14 protein-coding genes are annotated in these 19,565 nt (G+C 52.5%); 10 read left to right on the top strand and 4 right to left on the bottom strand.

Annotation, left to right across the window (positions count from 1 at the left end; all coding sequences use genetic code 11):
* Positions 1–54 precede the first annotated feature (54 nt).
* The 4 genes from ACJJIO_RS09965 (at position 55) to ACJJIO_RS09950 (ending at position 4,247) form a co-directional block, all read left to right on the top strand.
* Positions 55–1,092, top strand: coding sequence for an efflux RND transporter periplasmic adaptor subunit (locus tag ACJJIO_RS09965; protein WP_444910893.1), 1,038 nt, complete (start codon positions 55–57; stop codon positions 1,090–1,092).
* Positions 1,093–1,139: 47 nt separating this feature from the next.
* Positions 1,140–1,835, top strand: a complete 696-nt coding sequence (locus ACJJIO_RS09960) for an ABC transporter ATP-binding protein (protein ID WP_444883271.1) — start codon at positions 1,140–1,142, stop codon at positions 1,833–1,835.
* Positions 1,832–2,992, top strand: a complete 1,161-nt coding sequence (locus ACJJIO_RS09955) for an ABC transporter permease (protein WP_444888978.1) — start codon at positions 1,832–1,834, stop codon at positions 2,990–2,992. Before ACJJIO_RS09960 ends, ACJJIO_RS09955 begins: the two co-directional genes overlap by 4 nt.
* Before the next feature lie 67 nt (positions 2,993–3,059).
* Positions 3,060–4,247 (top strand): ABC transporter permease, encoded by a 1,188-nt coding sequence (locus tag ACJJIO_RS09950; protein WP_444903516.1) that lies wholly within the window; start codon positions 3,060–3,062, stop codon positions 4,245–4,247.
* A 42-nt stretch (positions 4,248–4,289) separates the two neighbouring features.
* On the opposite strand, the gene ACJJIO_RS09945 is transcribed toward ACJJIO_RS09950, so the two are convergent.
* Positions 4,290–5,177 carry a lysophospholipid acyltransferase family protein gene (locus tag ACJJIO_RS09945; RefSeq protein ID WP_252083977.1) on the bottom strand — a complete coding sequence of 296 codons (888 nt, stop codon included), beginning with the start codon at positions 5,175–5,177 and terminating at the stop codon, positions 4,290–4,292.
* 157 nt (positions 5,178–5,334) lie between these two features.
* Between ACJJIO_RS09945 and glyQ the strand changes: the two genes are divergently transcribed.
* The 4 genes from glyQ to ACJJIO_RS09925 all read left to right on the top strand — a co-directional run bounded on the left by glyQ (position 5,335) and on the right by ACJJIO_RS09925 (position 12,312).
* Positions 5,335–6,291 carry a glycine--tRNA ligase subunit alpha gene (glyQ, locus tag ACJJIO_RS09940; RefSeq protein WP_282930551.1) on the top strand — a complete coding sequence of 319 codons (957 nt, stop codon included), beginning with the start codon at positions 5,335–5,337 and terminating at the stop codon, positions 6,289–6,291.
* Positions 6,291–8,372, top strand: a complete 2,082-nt coding sequence (glyS, locus tag ACJJIO_RS09935) for a glycine--tRNA ligase subunit beta (RefSeq protein ID WP_444910892.1) — start codon at positions 6,291–6,293, stop codon at positions 8,370–8,372. The genes glyQ and glyS overlap by 1 nt, the downstream gene beginning before the upstream one ends.
* 54 nt (positions 8,373–8,426) lie before the next feature.
* A complete protein-coding gene (gene gmhB, locus ACJJIO_RS09930; protein WP_444910891.1) occupies positions 8,427–8,978 on the top strand; it encodes a D-glycero-beta-D-manno-heptose 1,7-bisphosphate 7-phosphatase in 552 nt (183 codons plus the stop codon).
* Positions 8,979–9,330: 352 nt separating this feature from the next.
* Positions 9,331–12,312, top strand: coding sequence for a S8 family serine peptidase (locus ACJJIO_RS09925; RefSeq protein WP_444910890.1), 2,982 nt, complete (start codon positions 9,331–9,333; stop codon positions 12,310–12,312).
* 76 nt (positions 12,313–12,388) lie between these two features.
* On the opposite strand, the gene ACJJIO_RS09920 is transcribed toward ACJJIO_RS09925, so the two are convergent.
* Both ACJJIO_RS09920 and ACJJIO_RS09915 read right to left on the bottom strand, forming a co-directional pair.
* On the bottom strand, positions 12,389–13,663 hold the full coding sequence (locus ACJJIO_RS09920; protein ID WP_444910889.1) for a serine hydrolase domain-containing protein: 1,275 nt from the start codon (positions 13,661–13,663) through the stop codon (positions 12,389–12,391).
* A gap of 330 nt (positions 13,664–13,993) precedes the next feature.
* A complete protein-coding gene (locus ACJJIO_RS09915) occupies positions 13,994–14,980 on the bottom strand; it encodes a GlxA family transcriptional regulator (RefSeq protein ID WP_444910888.1) in 987 nt (328 codons plus the stop codon).
* A gap of 379 nt (positions 14,981–15,359) precedes the next feature.
* Between ACJJIO_RS09915 and ACJJIO_RS09910 the strand changes: the two genes are divergently transcribed.
* Complete coding sequence (locus ACJJIO_RS09910) at positions 15,360–16,547, top strand: class I SAM-dependent rRNA methyltransferase (RefSeq protein WP_444910887.1); 1,188 nt, start codon at positions 15,360–15,362, stop codon at positions 16,545–16,547.
* A 79-nt stretch (positions 16,548–16,626) separates the two neighbouring features.
* Here the strand turns inward: ACJJIO_RS09910 and ACJJIO_RS09905 are convergent, their stop codons facing one another.
* A complete protein-coding gene (locus tag ACJJIO_RS09905) occupies positions 16,627–18,807 on the bottom strand; it encodes a TonB-dependent receptor family protein (RefSeq protein ID WP_444910886.1) in 2,181 nt (726 codons plus the stop codon).
* A 229-nt stretch (positions 18,808–19,036) separates the two neighbouring features.
* On the opposite strand from ACJJIO_RS09905, the gene ACJJIO_RS09900 reads away from it, so the two are divergent.
* Positions 19,037–19,480 carry a GNAT family N-acetyltransferase gene (locus ACJJIO_RS09900; protein ID WP_444910885.1) on the top strand — a complete coding sequence of 148 codons (444 nt, stop codon included), beginning with the start codon at positions 19,037–19,039 and terminating at the stop codon, positions 19,478–19,480.
* Positions 19,481–19,565: the final 85 nt, after the last annotated feature.

The raw sequence follows: 19,565 nt of genomic DNA, 5'->3' as shown, positions 1-19,565 counted from the left end.
TAGTTTCTGCCACAGTTGTTCTTTACAGGAAGTAATCAATAAGAACATGGCTGTATGAGCAGAAACACCAGTGAGCTGCTCGGTCAGTTGAAAATTGACCGGGATACGGCTCCCAATGATTTACCGTCATCGCCCCGAAAAACCCTGCTGGCGGCTTCCACCGGTGCAGTCGCCGGCCTGCTAGTTGGTTTTTTTGGCGCCTCCCTCTTGGCCGAAGACCCACCCGCAAGCCCTAACACAATCCCAACCCCCGCCAACACACACACTACGCCATCTGCCCTTCCCACAGGCACACGCCTGGAAACGGTGTTGAATGCCTCCGGATATATCACCGCCCGACGCATGGCCACGGTGTCAGCAGAGGTGATGGGACTGATCAGCAGCGTGGATGTCGAGGAGGGTATGCAGGTACAGGAAGGTCAAGTACTAGCCCGCCTCGACGACGTCAAAGCGCGCGTCAGCCTGGCATTTGCCCGTGCGCAGATTCAGGTACTGCAAGCCCAGGAGGCCAGTATTCTCGCCAAGCTAAAAGAAGCAGAGCGTCAGTACCGGCGTTTCGTTGGCTTGCGTGAAAAAAACTACTCCAGCAAAGCACAACTCACCCAGAGTGAGGCCACTGTTGAAGGCTTGAGAGCCGATTTAAACAGCGCTCGGGCAAATATTGAGGTGGCTAAACTGGAAGCCGAGCGACAGCGGGAGCGCTTGGAGGATCACACGATACGCGCGCCCTTTGCGGGAATCGTTACACAAAAAAATGCTCAGCCCGGAGAAATTGTCGCACCCAGCTCCGCCGGAGGCGGTTTCACCCGCACCGGTATCTGTACCATTGTGGATATGAACTCCCTGGAAATTGAAGTGGATGTCAATGAGGCATTTATCGGCCGGGTCTACACGGGTCAAAGGGTAAACGCGAATCTTGACGCCTACCCGGAGTGGGATATTCCCGCCACGGTGGTGGCAATTATTCCAACCGCCGATCGCGCCAAAGCTACGGTGCGTGTGCGTATCGGTATCGATCAAAAAGACGCCCGTATCCTACCGGATATGGGGGTGAAGGTCGGCTTCCTGGCCGGGGAGGAAGTCGCTCTTTAACGGCACAGACTACGGCTCTAATTATTCATTAAAAAAGGAAATTACAGATGTCTGAAGATGTGTTGTTTCAGTTAAAAAATGTCGGCAAGAGTTTTATCAAAGGTAAAGAGAAAATCTCTATTTTTGACGATCTCAATATGAGTATTGAGCGAGGAGATTTTGTCGCCATTATGGGGCCTTCCGGCTCCGGAAAAACCACTCTGTTAAATATGCTTGGCGGTGTCGATCAACCCACCAGCGGGGAAATTTGGTTTGATGGCACCCGTATAGACTCCCTCAATGAGAGCGCCCTAACCCGTTGGCGCGCGCAGAATATTGGTTTTATTTTCCAATTCTACAACCTGATGCCAATGCTCAATGCCCAACGCAATGTAGAACTGCCGCTACTGTTGACCAAGCTCTCCAAGGCACAACGCCGCAAAAATGTCGAAACCGCCCTCGCTTTGGTGGGCTTGAGCGATCGCGCCAAACATATGTCCAGTGAAATGTCCGGCGGCCAGCAACAGCGGGTGGCCATCGCCCGCGCAATTGTCTCGGATCCAAAACTCATTCTGTGTGACGAGCCCACCGGTGATCTCGACCGCGCCACCGCCGATGAAATCCTGGAGATGCTGCAACTACTCAACCGCGATCACGGCAAGACCATCGTCATGGTTACCCACGACCCGGCCGCAGCCAAATACGCAAAACGCACCCTGCATCTCGACAAGGGACAATTTGTGCAGAGGGAAATAGTGGCATGAACGATCTCTATTTAATTTATAAAAACATGACGAGGAAACCTCTGCGGTTATTTCTCACCTGCTTTGCAATTTTTATCGCTTTTTTAATTTTTGGCGCAGTGACCAGTCTGAAATCTGCACTCAATTCCAGTGTGGAGTTATCCGCTGATAATCGCCTGGTAGTTTTTAACCGGATCAATTTCACCCAATCGCTACCCATCTCTTATTTCCAAAAAGTCGCTGCGGTCGAGGGAGTAAAAGATGTCACTCACCTGAACTGGTTTGGCGGTTATTATCAGGAACAAAGTAGACAAATTGTCTCGCTGGCAGTGGACCCCGAATCCTATTTACGCGTTTACGAAGAAATAGTGATTCCGGATGAGCAAAAACAGGCTTGGTTTAACAATCGTCAGGGCGCACTGATAGGTGAGAAACTCGCGCAAATATATGGCTGGAAAATTGGTGACCGGATTCCTATCTCCTCAAATATATTCACCCATAAAGATGGTGGCTATACCTGGGAGTTTGTAGTCTCAGGAATTTTTAAAGGGGATACCGAGCAGTACGATACTCGCCAAATGTTATTCCATTATAAATACTTCATGGAAACTCAGACATTTGGCAATGACTGGATAGGATGGATGGCACTCACTACTGACGATCCCTCTCTCAATGAGAAAGTAGCCAAAACCATTGATGACAGTTTTGCCAATTCGCAAAGTGAAACCGATACCAGTACGGAAAAATCCTTCAACAAAGCTTTTATCGAGCAAATTGGCAATATCGGTTTGATTATTTTCTCGGTGGTTTTCACCGCGTTTTTCACCATTCTGATTGTGGTTGGCAATACCATGGCCTTGGCGATTCGCGAGCGCACCGGCGAGATTGCTGTACTCAAAACCCTGGGCTTTTCCAGCGCACGCATTTTTCGCATGGTGCTATCGGAATCCCTGTTGGTCGCATTTATCGGCGGTCTCTCCGGACTCGCTGCGGCCTGGCTGTTAGTTGAAGGAATAAAAACCTTTCTCGCCCGTTTCCTGCCCAACTTGATTCTCGATGGCGATATCGCTCTACAGGCGCTGTTTTTTATGCTGCTGCTGGGAATTATTACCGGCTTGTTACCGGCTTTTAACGCGCTGCGATTGAATATTGTCTCGGCATTTAATCGTCAGCCCTAAATACATTGTATCGAGTTCCTAACAACTGTAGGTGCCCGATTGATCAAGCCCGACCGGAGGACAGCCAATGGGCTCTCTAATTGCACAAATTATTTCAGTGACCCTGATGAACCTGGGCAGCCTGCGCCGGCGCCTGTGGATGTCACTGGCGATGGTACTGGCCTCGGCGGTGGTGGTGGCAATACTGTTGGCATTTCTCGCCATGGCCAAAGGCTTCGAAGAAACTATGCGCGGCGCCGGCTCCAACCAAATCGCCATCCTGATGCGAGAGGGTTCCTCTACCGAGCTCAACTCGGTGATCCTGCAGGATCAAGTCAACCTGGTTAGCGAATCTGCAGGAGTCGCCCGCGACGCCAACGGCCCACAGGTTTCACCGGAACTCTATGTCATTGTGGATGGTATCAAAAAGTCCAGTGGTACCGAGGCCAATATCCCCCTGCGCGGACTCAACCAAACCGGTATGGCCATGCGCACCAACATGCACTTAACCGAAGGCCGTATGTTTTTTCCCGGAACCAATGAAATGATTGTCGGCGAGGGTGTCCTGCGGGAATTCAGCGGTTTCGAGATTGGCAAGGAAGTGCGCTTTGGTAAAAACCTGTGGACAGTTGTCGGAGTTTTTTCCACAGGGGGCAATATTTTTGAAAGTGAGCTGTGGGCAGATATCAAAACAATCCAGAGCCATTACAACCGTGGCAGCAGTTATCAATCCATTCGCTTGCAACTGGATAATGACGACGGCCTGGCATCGGTCAAGGAAACCATTGCGCGGGAACCGCGCCTTAATCTCGAAGCGCAGACCGAGCGAGAATACTTCGCCAGTCAGGGTAAACAACTGCAGTACATCGCCACCTTTGGCTGGATAATCAGTGCGGTGATGGCCCTCGGTGCCCTGGCTGGAGCACTCAATACCATGTACACCTCAGTGGCGGACCGTGCCAAGGAAATTGCCACCCTGCGCGCCCTCGGCTTCAGTAATTTTTCCGCTTTCTGCGGCACGATTGCTGAAGCGATGGTACTGGCGGTGGCCGGTGGACTACTGGGGTCATTGGCCGCCTACTTGTTCTTCGACGGCCTAAATACCTCAACCCTGGGCGGCAGTTTTACCCAGGTGGTGTTCAGTTTTGAAATGTCCCCAGACCTGTTCGTGCAGGGCGCCGTGTTGGCGTTGGTAATCGGCTTTGTCAGTGGTTTTTTCCCCGCCTGGCGCGCCGCGCGTATGCCGGTAATTGTGGCATTTCGCCACGCGACGTAAACTTTACCTAGATGCCGATAGACAAAGGGGCCGCTCAGGCCCCTATGTTTGTTTGCGGTAAATTTTACTCTTGCCCTCCGGCTGTCTGCGAAAGCGCTTGTATTCCCACTGATACTGCTCCGGCGCTTGGGCGATGCAGGCCTCCACACCGCGGTTCATCGCCGCCAGAGATACTTTTTGCTCTTCGCTGTAAATCGCTTTTTCTGCGGGGACAAAAACCAGCTCAAAACCGCCTTCTACACGCTTGCCAAACCCAAAAACCACATGGCACTTGGTGCGCTGTATCAGATTGTGCACCAGGGTCATCGTCAGAGCCGGGCGCCCAAAAAACGGGGCAAAGTCACCGCCCATATCCGGTTCCTGGTCGGGAAGAATCAGGGCTAAATCTCCCGCTTTCAATGATTTAAGCAGCGCGCGCACACCGTGCACATTGGTGGGCACCATCTTGCCGCCAGTTACTTCGCGCCCGCTGCGAATCACCGGGTCCAGGGCTTCTATTTTAGGAGGCTGGTAAAGTACAGCACAGGGGGACAAGGTACCTACATACAGGCCGAATATTTCCCAGTTGCCAGTATGTGGCATTAAGACAATAGTGCCGCGCCCATCGGTCTCACCGGCGTTGAGTAACTGCTGATTGCGCACACGAACAATGGCATTTTCATTTTTTGCCCAGGGCGTATTCCACAGTGATGCCATCTCAAAACCCGCCATGGCCGTGTTGATCACACTCTCCCTTGCCAGCTTTTCGCGCTGCTTGGGGTCCATTGCCGGATAGCAGAGTTTTAGATTAATGCGGCTCAGGCGCAGGCCTTCAGAACGAGTCCACACAACCATTTTGCCAGCAAACCAACCCAATCGCCGCGACCAGTGCAACGGCAATTTGCCGATGATTTTCAGTGCCCCTACAGCAAGGCGCCCCTTAATATCCACTCACTACTTCCTATACAAAAACCACTTTAAAGTGGTCGTGTTGCCCAAGTATGGCCATTGAAACCTCTTGACGCGGCTATAGCGCTTTAAGCGCAGCAGTCGCTGCCGCTATAATTGCGTCCCTTTGCCCACAGCAGATACTGATCCGGAGATAGCGGTGTCCAAGCAATACGATCTCAGTACCTTCCAGGGACTTATTTTTGCCCTACAGGATTATTGGGCGCGCCAAGGGTGCGTCATTCTACAGCCTCTGGATATGGAAGTGGGCGCCGGCACCTTTCATCCGGCCACTTTCCTGCGCGCCATAGGCCCGGAAAACTGGAATGCGGCTTATGTACAGCCCTGCCGCCGCCCCACCGATGGCCGCTACGGCGAGAACCCCAACCGCCTTCAGCACTACTACCAATACCAGGTAGTAATGAAACCATCCCCGGACAATATCCAGGAATTGTACCTCGATAGCCTTCGCGCCATGGGCGTAGATCCCGCTGTCCACGATATTCGCTTTGTTGAGGACAACTGGGAATCCCCAACCCTGGGCGCCTGGGGCCTCGGCTGGGAAGTTTGGCTGAATGGTATGGAAGTTACCCAGTTCACCTACTTCCAGCAGGTTGGCGGCCTCGAGTGCTACCCAGTTACCGGCGAGATCACCTACGGTCTTGAGCGTATCGCCATGTATCTACAAGGTGTCGAGTCTATCTACGATTTAGTGTGGACCCGCAACCCGGATGGCAGCCCCGTCACCTACGGCGACGTTTTCCATCAGAACGAAGTGGAAATGTCCCACTACAACTTTGAACACGCCGATGTGGAGTTCCTATTCGCGACCTTCGATCACTGCGAGCGCGAGAGCACACGCCTGATTGAGCTGGGCCTGCCGCTCCCCGCTTACGAGCAAGTTATGAAGGCCTCCCACGCCTTCAACCTTCTGGATGCCCGCCACGCCATCTCAGTGACTGAGCGCCAGCGCTATATCCTGCGCGTACGAACCCTGGCCCGCGCCGTGGCACAGGCTTACTACGATGCGCGCCGCGCCTTAGGCTTCCCAATGGCAGATGAAGCACTGCGGGCAGATATTTTGGCGGAAGACATCGAGCAAGAGGAGAAGCAGTAATGGCTCAGGATTTTCTGGTAGAGCTGGGCACCGAAGAGCTGCCGCCCAAGGCGTTACACAAATTAATGAGCGCTTTCGCCGATGGTATTACCCAGGGCCTCAAAGGCGCCGAGTTGTCTTTTGGCGAAGTTAAAGCCTACGCAGCCCCCCGTCGCCTGGCCGTAGCAGTATTCGGTTTGGCGGATAAGCAGCAAGACAAACAAATTGAAAAGCTGGGCCCGGCTGTCAAAGCCGCTTTTGATAAAGAGGGTAAGCCCAGTAAAGCCGCTGAGGGGTTCGCCCGCAGCAACGGTGTAACTGTTGAAGAGCTGGGACGCAAAGAGACCGACAAAGGCGAGCGCCTGGCCTTTATCAGCGAGCAAAAAGGCGCAGAAACCGAATCCCTGTTAGCGGGCATTGTCGAGAAAGCATTGGCTCAACTGCCAATTCCCAAGCGTATGCGCTGGGGGGCACGCCGCGAGGAGTTCGTGCGCCCGGTGCACTGGCTCGTCATGCTGTTTGGCAACAAGGTAGTCAACGGTGAAGTACTCGGCTTAAAAGCCGGTAACACCAGCCGTGGTCATCGCTTCCACTGCAATCGCGAGCTGGAGATCCACTCCGCCCACGACTATGCACAGGTTCTGCGCGAACCCGGCTACGTAATGGCTGACTTCGCCGAGCGCCGCGAAGCCATTCGCGCCCAGGTGATCGCCGAAGCCAACAACGTCAATGGTGAAGCGGTCATCGATGACGATCTGCTCGACGAAGTGACTGCACTGGTTGAATGGCCTGTAGCCCTCACCGGTCGCTTCGAAGAGCGCTTCCTGGAAGTACCCGCTGAAGCCCTGATCTCCTCCATGAAGGAGCACCAGAAATATTTCCATGTGGTAGATGAAGATGGCCAATTGCTGCCTTTCTTTATCACCGTGTCCAATATCGAGAGCCAGGATGCCGCTCAGGTTATCCACGGCAATGAGCGCGTAATCCGTCCGCGCCTGGCGGATGCCGCCTTCTTCTTTGAGACCGACAAAAAGACCAGCCTGGAATCACGCCGCGAAAAACTGCGCCAAATCGTGTTCCAGCAGCACCTGGGTAGCGTCTACGACAAGACTGAACGGGTAGCCGCCCTCGCCCGCACCATCGCTGAGAAAACCGGAAGCAACGGCGACTGGGCCGAGCGCGCCGGCCGCCTGTGTAAATCGGACCTGGTTACCGAGATGGTGTTCGAGTTTGCCGATATGCAGGGCATCGCCGGCTACTACTACGCCGAAAACGACGGCGAGCCATTGGATGTGGCCAAGGCCATGTACGAACAGTATATGCCCAAGTTTGCCGGTGACGAGCTTCCCGCCAGCGACACCGGTACTGTAATTGCTCTGGCAGATCGCCTGGATACTTTGGTCGGCATCTTCGGCATAGGCCAACCCCCCAGCGGCTCCCGCGACCCCTTCGCCCTGCGCCGCGCCAGCCTGGGCATCATCCGCATCCTCGTCGAAAAGCGCCTCGATCTGGACCTGCGAGAATTGCTGGAATTGGCCCGCGACAACTACCCGCGCACCGCCCTGGGTGAATACGACAAGGTGGTAGGGCAGACCCTGCAATACGTACTGGAGCGCTTCCGCGCCCGCTACGAGGATCAGGGCATTGCCGCCGAGGTATTTATGTCTGTTGCCGCGCGCAAGCTGTCGCGCCCGCTGGATATCGACAACCGTGTGCACGCGGTTAACGCCTTCAGCCAGCTGCCAGAATCCGGTGCTTTGGCCGCCGCGAACAAACGCGTTTCCAATATCCTTGCCAAGCTGGATGGCACAGTGCCCAGCAGTGTCGATGAAGCACTATTGCAGGAGGAAGCGGAGAAAGCCCTGTTCGCCGCAGTACAGGTTGCCCGCACAGAAGTTGAACCGCTGTATAGCGATGCGCTTTTCGCCGAAGGGCTCGCCGGCCTGGCGGGCCTGCGTGAAACCGTGGACAACTTCTTCGACCATGTGATGGTAATGAGTGACGACGAGCAACTGCGCAACAACCGCCTGGCCCTACTGGCCCAGCTGCGTGCACTGTTCCTCGAAGTTGCCGACATCTCCCTGTTGGTTCCAGCCAAGTAATAGCGACTTGAAGCGGGGCTCTGCGCCCCGCCTCAACGAAACAGGCGAATCGACATGGCAATAATTCTTCTTGGCCGCGATGGGGTCATTAATCAAAACCGCAACCAGTTCGTAAAATCCGCAAACGAATGGCAGCCCCTGCCCGGCAGTATTGAAGCACTGGCTGCGCTCAGTCAGGCTGGCCACCAACTGGTGATTGCCACCAACCAGAGCGGCCTGGCCCTGGGCCAGTTTGACTTGGATGACTTGGAGGCGATACACGCCAAGATGCGTTCCCAGGTAGAGGATGCAGGCGGTGAAATTGCCGCGATTTTCTACTGCCCCCATGGGCCCGAAGACAACTGCCGTTGCCGCAAGCCCCAGGCGGGCCTGCTGGATGCCATCGAAGCGGAATTCGACACCAGCTTGCATGGCTGCTATCTGCTCGGTGATAAACTGGCCGATTTACAGCTGGCCTTGGTCAAGGGGTGTAAGCCGGTACTACTAAAAACCGGTGCAGGCGCAGAAACCCTGCAACAGCTAGTAGAGAGCCCCGATCCGCGTCTGGCGGAAACCGCTGTGTTTGCCGACTTAGCCAGTTTCAGCCTGTTTCTAGTGGGCCCCTGAGCCCACTGATCTCTCTTTTACAGCCCTCCAAATTTAATGAGCTTTTCCAATCTCGCGGAAAAGCGTCATCAGAAACCCTCTCCACTACTGCGCCACCTCGCATTTGTGACTTACGTTTTTTTCTTTCTCGCCAGTTAGCAAAAATAGTACAAAACAATGACTATGACGCCAGTTTATTGAGTCCTGCGACACATTACTTTAAAAGCGAGTCACAGGTCGGGTGGCTTTATCCCAGTGAAAGCGCGCTCTGCCAGACCAAGGATGGCTTGTTGGGTGTCAGTGACATTGGATAAACAGCGCACTTTCTCTCCCACCTCTACCCGCCTGTTAAAATAAAAAATGGGACAACTCAATGAAAAGAAAAATAATTTCCTCGCTTATTGCGGGCCTGCTGTGCTCTGGCAGTAGTTTCGCAGCCTCAGTAGCAGACACACTCACCCCCGAAATCCAAAAGAATAAAAAGGTCTATATCGTACAGCTCGATGGCGAGCCACTCTCCACCTACAGCGGCACAGTCGCGGGCCTCTCCAGCGCTAAGTCCAATGTACGTCGCAAGGCTGACCCGCGCAGTAGTAGCTATCGCCACTACTCCGATTTTCTCAAAACACGTCGTCAACAGGTGCTTTCCGCGGTGCCCGGCGCACGCAAAGTGCATGAATACAAGGCGGCCTTTAACGGCTTTGCCGCAGTTATGAGTGAAAAAGATGCCGAAGCACTGCGTAGCCATAAAGATGTGAAAGGCGTCTGGGAAGATCGCCTGCTGAAAATGCATACCGATTCCACTGCAGACTTCCTCGGCCTGACAAATACACCCAGTCCCTGGCTCTGGGGAATCACCGGTGAGGATGTGGTCGTGGGTGTAATCGACTCGGGTATTCATCCAGAACACCCGAGCCTGATGGATGTTCCAACGCCACGGCAGGGTAATCGTGGCGTCAATATTTCCTATGGTCCAGTGCCTGAATCCTTTATCGGTGAGGGCTGTGAGTTTGGTAACACAGACTTTAACCCCGGTGACGCCGCCTTTACCTGCAATAACAAACTGATCAAGGCCAAGTCTTTTTCAGACGCCTTCCTCTCCAACAAGACTCTGGCGGATTACGAGTTTCTCTCTGCACGGGATGCGGACGGACACGGCACCCACACCGCCACCACTGCCGCAGGGAACTACGGTGTAGTGACCCCAGATGGGAAAACCCTGACCGGTATGGCGCCGCGTGCCCGTATCGCGGCCTATAAGGTGTGCTGGGATGCCCCAGACCCGGACGATAGCGGCTGCTCCTCGGCAGACTCCATGGCTGCTATTGACGAAGCCGTGGCCGACGGTGTGGATGTCATCAACTTCTCAGTGGGTGGCTCCAGTACCGTTTTTACCGGTGCTGATGAGATCGCCTTCCTGTTTGCCGCCGATGCGGGCGTTTTTGTTGCCACTTCTGCCGGCAATGATGGCCCAGGCCCACAAACAATGGGCACGCCTTCCGGTGTCCCCTGGATTACCGCAGTGGCGGCTGCCGAAGACGACCAGAGCTTTGGCACGGCCCTGCAGGTGGATGCCCCTGAAGCGGTTGTGGGCACCTACGATGCCCGTGAAGGCAACGGCCCGATCACTATGGAAGATGCAGGTCTACTATCGGCACCTGTTGTTGTGGGTGCCCCTCTGGAGGCCTGCTCCGCACTCACCAACTCCGAGGCCATTGAAGGCAAAATCGCGCTGGTGAAGCGTGGGGGATGCTCCTTCAGTACTAAATACAACAATGCTGCAGACGCCGGCGCAGTGGCCATTGTTGTCTATAACGACGGCAGTGCTGTAGACCGTATGGATCCGATCGTTATGTCGGCACCGGATACTACGATCCCCGGTGTGATGATTCGCCATGCGGATGGCGCCATGCTGGTTGAGAATTCGGGGGTCACGGGCACCCTGGATCCAGAGCTGAAGATTTCCCGCGAAGACCGCATCGCCAGCTTTTCTTCCCGCGGCCACAACGTAGGTGCGACGGATATTATCAAGCCGGATGTGGCAGCACCGGGCGTAGGCATTCTCGCCGGTACTTCACCGGTGCTGAGTGGCGGCAACCTATTCGCCGCCAAAAATGGCACCTCCATGGCCAGCCCCCATGTCGCCGGTATTATGGCCCTGTTAAAACAGGCTCATCCGGACTGGAGCCCGGCCATGGCCAAATCCGCACTGATGAGTACAGCGCGCACCGACCTGCAAAAGTCCTTCGGACCCGAAGCCGCTGATCCCTTCGATATTGGTGCAGGCGCTATAGTGCCCGCCGCGGCTTTCGACCCCGGTCTAGTCTACGATGCCGGTTTCAACGACTATCTAGCCTTTCTCTGTGGCGCAGAAAATCAGCCGCAGATTATCGAGGCCAGCACCTGCGAGGGACTGGTTTCCGCTGGCTATTCCTTGGATTCCAGTGATCTCAACCTGCCATCAATCGGCATCGGCGAATTGGTTGGCACGCAAACTATCAAGCGCCGTGTCACCAGCGTCGGCCGCGGCCAGAGATGGTATTGGGCTTCTGTAGAGGCACCCGCAGGTGTCGAGGTCAGTGTTAACCCTAGGACTCTACGCCTTAGAGAAGGAGATAGCGCCGAGTTTGAAGTTACCTTTACGGTTACCGAAGAAGCGGCCATGAACGAGTGGGTATTTGGCGAATTAAGCTGGAAATCCGTTGGTTTACGCCAGGAAGTACGCAGTCCTATCGCTGTACGCCCGGTTCCACTATCCACAACTCAGAAGATCAGTGCCGATGGCAGTGATGGTGCAGTAAACCTGCCCGTGCAGTTTGGTTATAACGGCAACTATCAAGTGGATATCAACGGCTTGGCGGAAGGCGTACCTTTCCCTGGTAGCGTTGAGGATGGAGAAAACCAGCTGATTTTCTTCGATATTCCGGAGGGTACAAAGCTTGCCCGCGTAGCCTTATTTGATGCGGATGTGGGCGATGGTAGTGGCAGCGACGACTTGGATTTACAAGTCTACGGCCCCGGCCCCGACTTCCCAGAGGTGGGCACCAGCGGTTCACCGACTTCCGCTGAATCTGTCGATTTAGTCAATCCCTCCTCAGGTCAGTATGCGGTATTCGTAGTGGACTACGCCTCTGCTGAGGGCCCTACGCCATTTACCCTATTTAACTTTAACCTGAGTGGAGACAACGGCAATACCCAGCTCACAGCTCCGCCGCAGGCACAAATAAATAGTAGTGGCACTATCAATCTGGAGTGGCTGGATCTCTCCCCTGGTACCCGAGCCTTGGGAATTCTCAGCCACGGTAACGGTGAGACCGTATTTGCCGAAACCGAAGTTATGGTGAATACCCAATAGAAAGCCATTCCCTCCCATGATTGACAGAGGGGGTATTTTTAGAAACCGGCTGAGCTATTGGTCTTGGCCGGTTTTTTTATTTACAACGTAATTTACCCTGTTGCCGAATAAAAGCTTCAGCAATATCCATTGAGATACGACCAAAATCCCAAAAAGCTTTTGTTTTACGATTGATATTTACTGCCACTGACAAGTTGTGATCCGGCATAATCATCAACCAGCTTTGACTGCCGCGGCTGACACCACCATGATTAGCATGACGCACTATTCCGACAGATGGAATTTCTTGTTCTCGGTACCGCCAACCCAACGCATAGTGCTGCTTATTGACCTCTCCATTAGCAAGCTTTTGTGGGGACAAAAAAACTTCCCGGGTTTCAGCAGCTAAAAAGTTGTCGTCGAGATAGTGTGCACCAAGCTTTACCAGGTCAGTGGGTGTGGAAATAAAACCACCTCCCGGCAGACGATGACTTAAATCCACCGGTCGCCATTCACGCAGGCGAAGTTCATCCCCGCTTAAACCATTACTTTTATAGAAACGGGCAATATTTCTTTCCATATTGCCATTTAATGGAGAGACCTCAGTATTTTTCATTCCGGCAGGAATAAAGACTTCGTCTTCCATCACATTCAAATAGCTTTTTTGCTCTGAACCAGCCAGAACTGCTCCCAGAAGAACAGTCCCCAAGGTGCTGTAATAAAAATTTGTGCCTGGTTGGAATAACAATTCACTATTGTCAAAAATTTCCAGGGCCTGGTACATACTGTCGTAATGAGTGTCCAGTGCCAGTGTCTTATACAAACCAAGCCAATCAGAATTCTTCTTATAATGTGGTAAACCCGACATATGAGAGGCCAACTGGCGTGGAGTTATCTCTGCCCATTCCGGGTTGGGCAATGCTTCTAGGTAGTTTGATATTGAACTGTCAAGGTCAACACTTCCCTTCTGTGCCAAGCGCGCCAGAGCTGTTCCAGTCAGAGCCTTAGAGGTACTGCCGATACGAAAACGTGTCTCAGTGGTAACAGGTATTTGCTCTTCCAAATCTGCCCATCCAGATGCGCCAGCCCAAACAAGCTTGCCACAAGTCGAGACTGCAGCAGAAATTGCAGGAGAACCAATCTTCTGGCGATGCTTTTCAATGGCTTTAAGCGACTGATCTGCTGCCGGTTGCAGCTCTTTTTGGTAAAGCTTTTGTGTCGATGGTGCCTCGGTGGCTAACGCCTGCCAACCAAATGGACTAAGTGGTAACGAATCCAGAGACCAGGCATAAAATTGATAAACCGGCCAGAGCAAATAGCCAATACAAGACAGCAGGGCAAAGATACCCAGCAAAAACTTTTTATTTTTCATCTGATCTATCTATTTAGTCCCTAAGCCATATCTGTGAGATCTAACGGTTAACACGTACCTAAAAATTTTGAACCTAGAATTATTACATTGCAGCTATTGGAACAAAAGACACACTTACGACGAATTCTGACATTTTAATTGGGAAACAATCTAAGAAAGTGTTTTTCCCATACTGTAACTATTCATCTTTTTTAGTTGAAAAAGCAGTCATTCAGGAGAATTAAAAAATTATCAAAAGGCCAATAATTCATTTAATTCTCAATTGAACACAGCCGAACACAAAATAATATTATTTCACGATGGATTATGAGTTTGCCTTTGTAGTTTTATTTAATGAAATCGCCGGCGAAACTCACTGGGAAGTATGCCTTTATGTCTTCGAAACGTGCGTCTCAATTGCTCCTGGGATTGAAAGCCACATAGACAGGCTATTTTTTCCTGCGACAGGTTTTGTTCAGACAACAATTGGCAGGCTTTTTCCACACGGATATTTTCGACAAAGCGCGCTGGGGTCACTCCCAGCTCCTTGAGAAAGCAGCGGGAAAAATTACGGGGACTCATAGCAGATTCCTGCGCCAATTTTTCTACTGTGAGAGACTGATTTAAATTTTGGTAAATCCACTCCACAAGTCTGGCAAAGCGATCACTCTGTTGCTGATTCATCAAGTGGCTGCTGTATTGCCGCTGGCCGCCATCTCGCTTGAGATAGAGGACCATTAGTTTGGCGATTGCCAGTGCCAAACTACGCCCATGATCTTCCTCGACTAACGCCAGAGCGAGATCAATACCCGCGGTAATACCGGCCGAGGTATAAATATGATCATCACATACATAAATTGCATCAGGGTCTACTTCAATATCGGCAAACTGCCGTAGCTCATCCACATTTGCCCAATGGGTAGTTGCTTTATGACCAGACAGCACCCCAGCCTTAGCCAAAATCAAAGCACCATTACAAATTGAGCCTATCCGTTTAACCACCTGTTTTTGTTCACACAGCCAGTCGAGAATATCTGTTTGGGAATAGAGGGCTTTATAACTTCCAGGCGGCCCACCACTCATCAACAGGGTGTGGATATCTTTCACCTCACGATATCCACAATCCGCATACAGCTTTACACCCGTGCCCATCTGTACCAGCCCGGATTCTTCAGCTAATAACTGGATTTTGTAAAAGTCAGAAGGGTATCGCCCCTCCTCACGGAGGAGATGATTGGCCAGAGCAAAAACCTCCAGTGGCCCAGTCACATCCAAGCTGGAAGCGCCCGGATAGATAAACATGGCAATTTGAATAGACTGGTCCTGAGTCAATTTCATTGATAGAGTTTTCCACAACGCCAACAAGGCACAATTTTATCTTGGCGGTAAATTCTGCCGATTAATTCGCACTTTACCAACCATTTCTGCTAAATACCCATCCTTCTGCAGAAGTTGTGACTACATTTATTGTCGAGAATACATTATGTTTGTAAGTGCTCACATCCTTAGAGAGCTACTCTGCTTACTGAATATCTAAATTCCTGTGGGTTATCCACAAAATGACCCAGTAGCTAGTTATTCACACTTTTACTCGTACTTTGCTCTTTGATCACTGCGCATCGATCCTGTTTATCCACAAAGACTCGAAATCCTTGACCTATCCCCAGAGCCAAGCACAATTGCCTCCGCGAATCACCCCAGCTTACGGAGACCCCAATTGGCGGAATTAATATTGAATCGCGGCGCAGAGCGCCGTTTAAAGCGCGGCCACCTGTGGATATACAGTAATGAGGTGGACACCAAGCGCTCCCCGCTGAAAGGCTTGGAAGCGGGGAGCCAGTGCCAGGTTCTGGATAGTCAGGGTAAACTTCTGGGCACAGCCTGGGTCAACCCCAGTCAATTAATCTGCGCCCGCCTATTGAGCCGCAAGGACAATTTTTCCGAAGATGACATTGGTGAGCGCTTGCAAACCGCATTGCTACAGCGGCAACGCTACTTCGACCACCCCAGCTACCGTATGGTTTACGGAGATTCCGATGCCCTACCGGGGCTGGTCGTTGATCGCTTTAACGATCATCTAGTCGTACAAGTCAGCAACTGGGGCATGGATCGCTACCAACAGGTGGTTGTGGATAAGTTAATCGAGCTGACTCAACCTACAGGAATTTTACTGCGCAATGACCACCAGGGCCGTGCAGTTGAGGATATGCCCCTCATTAACCAGATTGCTTACGGAGAAGTGCCAGAACTAGTGCCCTTTGAGGAAAATGGCGTTCCGCTTTTGGCGCCAGTTCACCAGGGGCAAAAAACCGGTTGGTTCTACGATCACCGCGAAAACCGCCGCCTGTTAAACCGCTGGGTACGAGGGAAGCGTGTGTTGGACCTCTTCTCCTATGCGGGCGGCTGGGGAATCCAGGCTCTGGCCAACGACGCCAGTCACGCGGTTTGTGTAGATGCCTCGCAGCAGGCCCTGGACTGGTGTCAATTGAATGCACAGCACAACGGTTTTGCCGACAGACTGGATACGGTGCAAGGTAAGGCGCTAGAGGTTCTGAAGGCCATGGTGGCCGAGGGCGAGAAGTTTGATGTCATAGTGCTCGACCCCCCCGCGTTTATTAAAAGACGCAAAGATCACAAGGCCGGCCTTGCCGCTTACCGCCACATAAACGAACTGGCTATGCGTTTATTGTCGGAGGACGGCTTGTTAGTAAGTGCTTCCTGTTCTATGCATCTTCAATCGGAAGAACTGCTCGATTGTGTACGCGGTGCGGCGCACCGATTGGGCCGTAGAGCTTCAATACTCGCCAGCGGTGGCCAGGGCGCAGACCATCCAATACATCCGGCAATTCCTGAGACCAACTACCTCAAGGCCCACTTTGCCCACCTGGGCGGCAGCCGCTGGTAGCGTGCATCTATTCACTGTAAAAGAAACCCCGGCTTACGCCGGGGTTTCTAATTGACCGCTGCTCTGTCACGCTGTGGGATTAGAAAACGTATTTCATACCCAGTGTGGCGGTGCGCGGCCGGTTGGCGCGGGCACCATCGGGACTGCGGCTGATAATCACCTGCTCATCAAACAGGTTATCCACTTTCAGGTAACCGGTCAGGTCTGCGCTGAAATCGTAGTGCGCAGCGGCATCCACAACCCACAGAGACTCTGTGTAATCGAATTTATCGGTATTCCCCCGGTTACAACCGGTATTCACACACATCTCGTCCTGGTAAGCCGCGGTCAGGTTTAAACGCCAGGCTGCGCCGCTGTCGAGGCCGGCAGATACGGCAAACACATTTTCAGGCAGATATTCGAGATTATCGCCGGCAAGCAGGTCATTGCCGTCACTATCTTCACTGATTTCTGCATCAGTAAAGGTATAGGTTGCCCGCACCGGTAGTATCCAACCATTTGTGAGCACCCACTCACTTCCAAACGTAGCTTCCAGCCCTTTGATTTCTGCTTCACCCAACTGGTAGGTTCCACTCTCAGCACCATTGGGGCATTTCACCGCCACCGAGCAGTTTTGCACAGCATTTTCATAGTCACTGTAGAAGGCGATCAATTCGGCATTCAGGCTGCCGTTATCAAAGCGAGCACCCCATTCATAGTTTGTGGATAACTCCGCCCCCTGGCCATCGGCTGCACCTGCACCAGGAGGGGCAAAACCACGGTGCACACCTGCCAGCAGGCTCCACTGTTCGCTTGCCTGGTAAACAAGCCCCAAACCTGGCAGCCATTCATCCACCTGATTGGTGCGGTAACTGCCCTTCTCGGACCGCTCGGCGTCGTTATAACGCTGCTGCTCTGTCTCTATATCTTCGTAGCGAAGAACAGCAGTGAGAGTCAGCTTATCGTTCAGCTGGATATCGTCGTAGATAAAGAACGAAGTTGCATCGGCTTCTTCGATTCGGTTATTGCTGCTTTCTTTAACGATATCGGGAATATCTGTGCTCAGATACACCAATTTGCCATCAACCTGCTCATAATTTTCCACAGGCTGGAATCTATCCACTTCGTCCTGATGCTGGCGTACTCCAAAGGTCAACTCATGACTAACGGAAGCGGTGTTAAAGTGCCAATCAGCACTAATCTGCAGGCCCTTGGCCTCGTACTCACGGTTGTTGTGCTTAACACCAAAAATGTAATCCTCAGTGCCATCCAATACCGCTTGGGGGTCTATGACTCCATCAACACTGCCGCCGGTATTAACAGCATCTATCAAGTCCCCCTCACTGACCTTAAACCAGTCGCGCTTGAACTTGTTGTAGTAAGCCTGGGTATGCAGGGTAAAGCTGCCACTCAGCTCGATACTGTGGTTCAGCTGGATAGTGCTGTGGCGATTCTGCATTTCATCCAGGGCGCTGATACCGTATCGACGGTTCGGATCTTTCTTGAAGTCGGCATCCGTTAGGCCCAGATAACTCATGCCAGACTCCTCTTCGGAGTACTGCAGCTTGATATCCAACTGCTGGCGGTAGGTCGCATCCGCATTGGATTGCAGGCGACCTTTCAGCAGATAGTCTTCTTTGGCGATATCTGCACTGCCAGATCGATCAATTTCGCGGAAACCGTCGGCATACTGTTGCTGGGTCTCCAGTAGCCAGCCGGTATTTTCTGTGCTGGTGCCATAGTGTGCGTGCACACGGGTCTCACCGTATTCACCGGCTTCCAGCTGCACCATCCCCTGGCTGGAAGTGGGAATGGGGGTACTCAACATATTTACCGCACCACCCACGGTGAATGGGCCGTATTGCAACGCAGCGGGGCCCTTCACTACTTCAATGGCATCCATGCGGCCAGCACTCGGGAAGTAATACGCTTCCGGTGCCGAGTAGGGTGCTGGAGCCACCAGGACTCCATCTTCCATCAGGGAAATTTTGGCGGAGCGCCCACCCTGGGCACCGCGAATTCCAATATTCGGGCGCAGGCCGTAGCCATCCTCTTCAAGGATGTAGACCCCCGGAACCGAGCGCATCATACGGTTGATATCCACAAACTCGAATTTTGCCAGCTCTTCGGCATCAACCAGGTGCGCGGAGCCCGGCAGCTTGGAGACAGAATCGGAGTTACCAATAACGGATACGCTCTCTAAACGTTCCTCAGCGAGGCTGGGAGCTGCGGCAGCAACCGCCAGGGCAAAAGCCATTGGCGACAGGAAAAATCTCTTCATGAACCCTCCAATGAATCTAAGTAATTTGTAATTGTTTTTGTTAATAAGAATGATTGTATTTTACCACTTAGAAGGGTGGGATATGACAGAACATTTTTTTGTTTTTTGGCGCCTTTACGAGGAAAAAACCTCTTTGTTTTTAGTTTCTATCCTAATAACTGGATGTTTCCTAGGATCTACTCTTTGAGCTGACTAGCATTGGGCCCATGTATCCACTTTGGGAATGCCCATGATACGAATGGCAGAACTCAAAGAGTTGGATAGGCTAGAACAGCTCTGGCTACACGCTGTAACAAATTCACACCCTTCGCTGCCCCGTCAGTTCTGGTTGCAGCACCGAAGTGAATTTCGTAGAGACTGCCGCCGATCCAACCAATGCCTGGTCTTTACCGGCCGCCACAGCGCCGTTGCGGAGGCTTTTATTACCCTGGTGGACAGGGATAACATCGCCCACCTCTGTGTCAGCCCACTGTTCACCGGCTGTGGTATTGGCGCCACCTTACTTCAGGCTGTTGCCAGGGGATGTAAACAACTCCAGGCTCAAGTATTTCGTGAAAACCTGCGCACGCGTTATTTCCTGCAAAAACATGGGTTTGTAGAAACACAACGCGGATACAATGCCGAATATGGCCAGCATCAGATTTTTATGTCCTGTGGAGGTCTTCGCCCCTGAGTTCATAACCTAATATCCGAGGTTGAACCCATTACTTATAACCGAAGCTTATTGATTCACTCCTTTTTATTGTTTCTACGCGACA

It is taken from the genome of Microbulbifer mixtoriginis (SeqCode) (assembly GCF_052467235.1).
This window is presented reverse-complemented; position numbering and strand designations above follow the sequence as displayed.

What these genes read in the sequence shown, in the direction of transcription:
- ACJJIO_RS09900 (WP_444910885.1), top strand. Translation starts at nt 19,037, where the DNA reads ATGATACGAATGGCAGAACTCAAAGAGTTGGATAGGCTAGAACAGCTC.
- ACJJIO_RS09960 (WP_444883271.1), top strand. Translation starts at nt 1,140, where the DNA reads ATGTCTGAAGATGTGTTGTTTCAGTTAAAAAATGTCGGCAAGAGTTTT.
- ACJJIO_RS09950 (WP_444903516.1), top strand. Translation starts at nt 3,060, where the DNA reads ATGGGCTCTCTAATTGCACAAATTATTTCAGTGACCCTGATGAACCTG.
- ACJJIO_RS09925 (WP_444910890.1), top strand. Translation starts at nt 9,331, where the DNA reads ATGAAAAGAAAAATAATTTCCTCGCTTATTGCGGGCCTGCTGTGCTCT.
- ACJJIO_RS09915 (WP_444910888.1), bottom strand. Translation starts at nt 14,980, where the DNA reads ATGAAATTGACTCAGGACCAGTCTATTCAAATTGCCATGTTTATCTAT.
- ACJJIO_RS09955 (WP_444888978.1), top strand. Translation starts at nt 1,832, where the DNA reads ATGAACGATCTCTATTTAATTTATAAAAACATGACGAGGAAACCTCTG.
- glyS (WP_444910892.1), top strand. Translation starts at nt 6,291, where the DNA reads ATGGCTCAGGATTTTCTGGTAGAGCTGGGCACCGAAGAGCTGCCGCCC.
- ACJJIO_RS09920 (WP_444910889.1), bottom strand. Translation starts at nt 13,663, where the DNA reads ATGAAAAATAAAAAGTTTTTGCTGGGTATCTTTGCCCTGCTGTCTTGT.
- gmhB (WP_444910891.1), top strand. Translation starts at nt 8,427, where the DNA reads ATGGCAATAATTCTTCTTGGCCGCGATGGGGTCATTAATCAAAACCGC.
- ACJJIO_RS09965 (WP_444910893.1), top strand. Translation starts at nt 55, where the DNA reads ATGAGCAGAAACACCAGTGAGCTGCTCGGTCAGTTGAAAATTGACCGG.
- ACJJIO_RS09905 (WP_444910886.1), bottom strand. Translation starts at nt 18,807, where the DNA reads ATGAAGAGATTTTTCCTGTCGCCAATGGCTTTTGCCCTGGCGGTTGCT.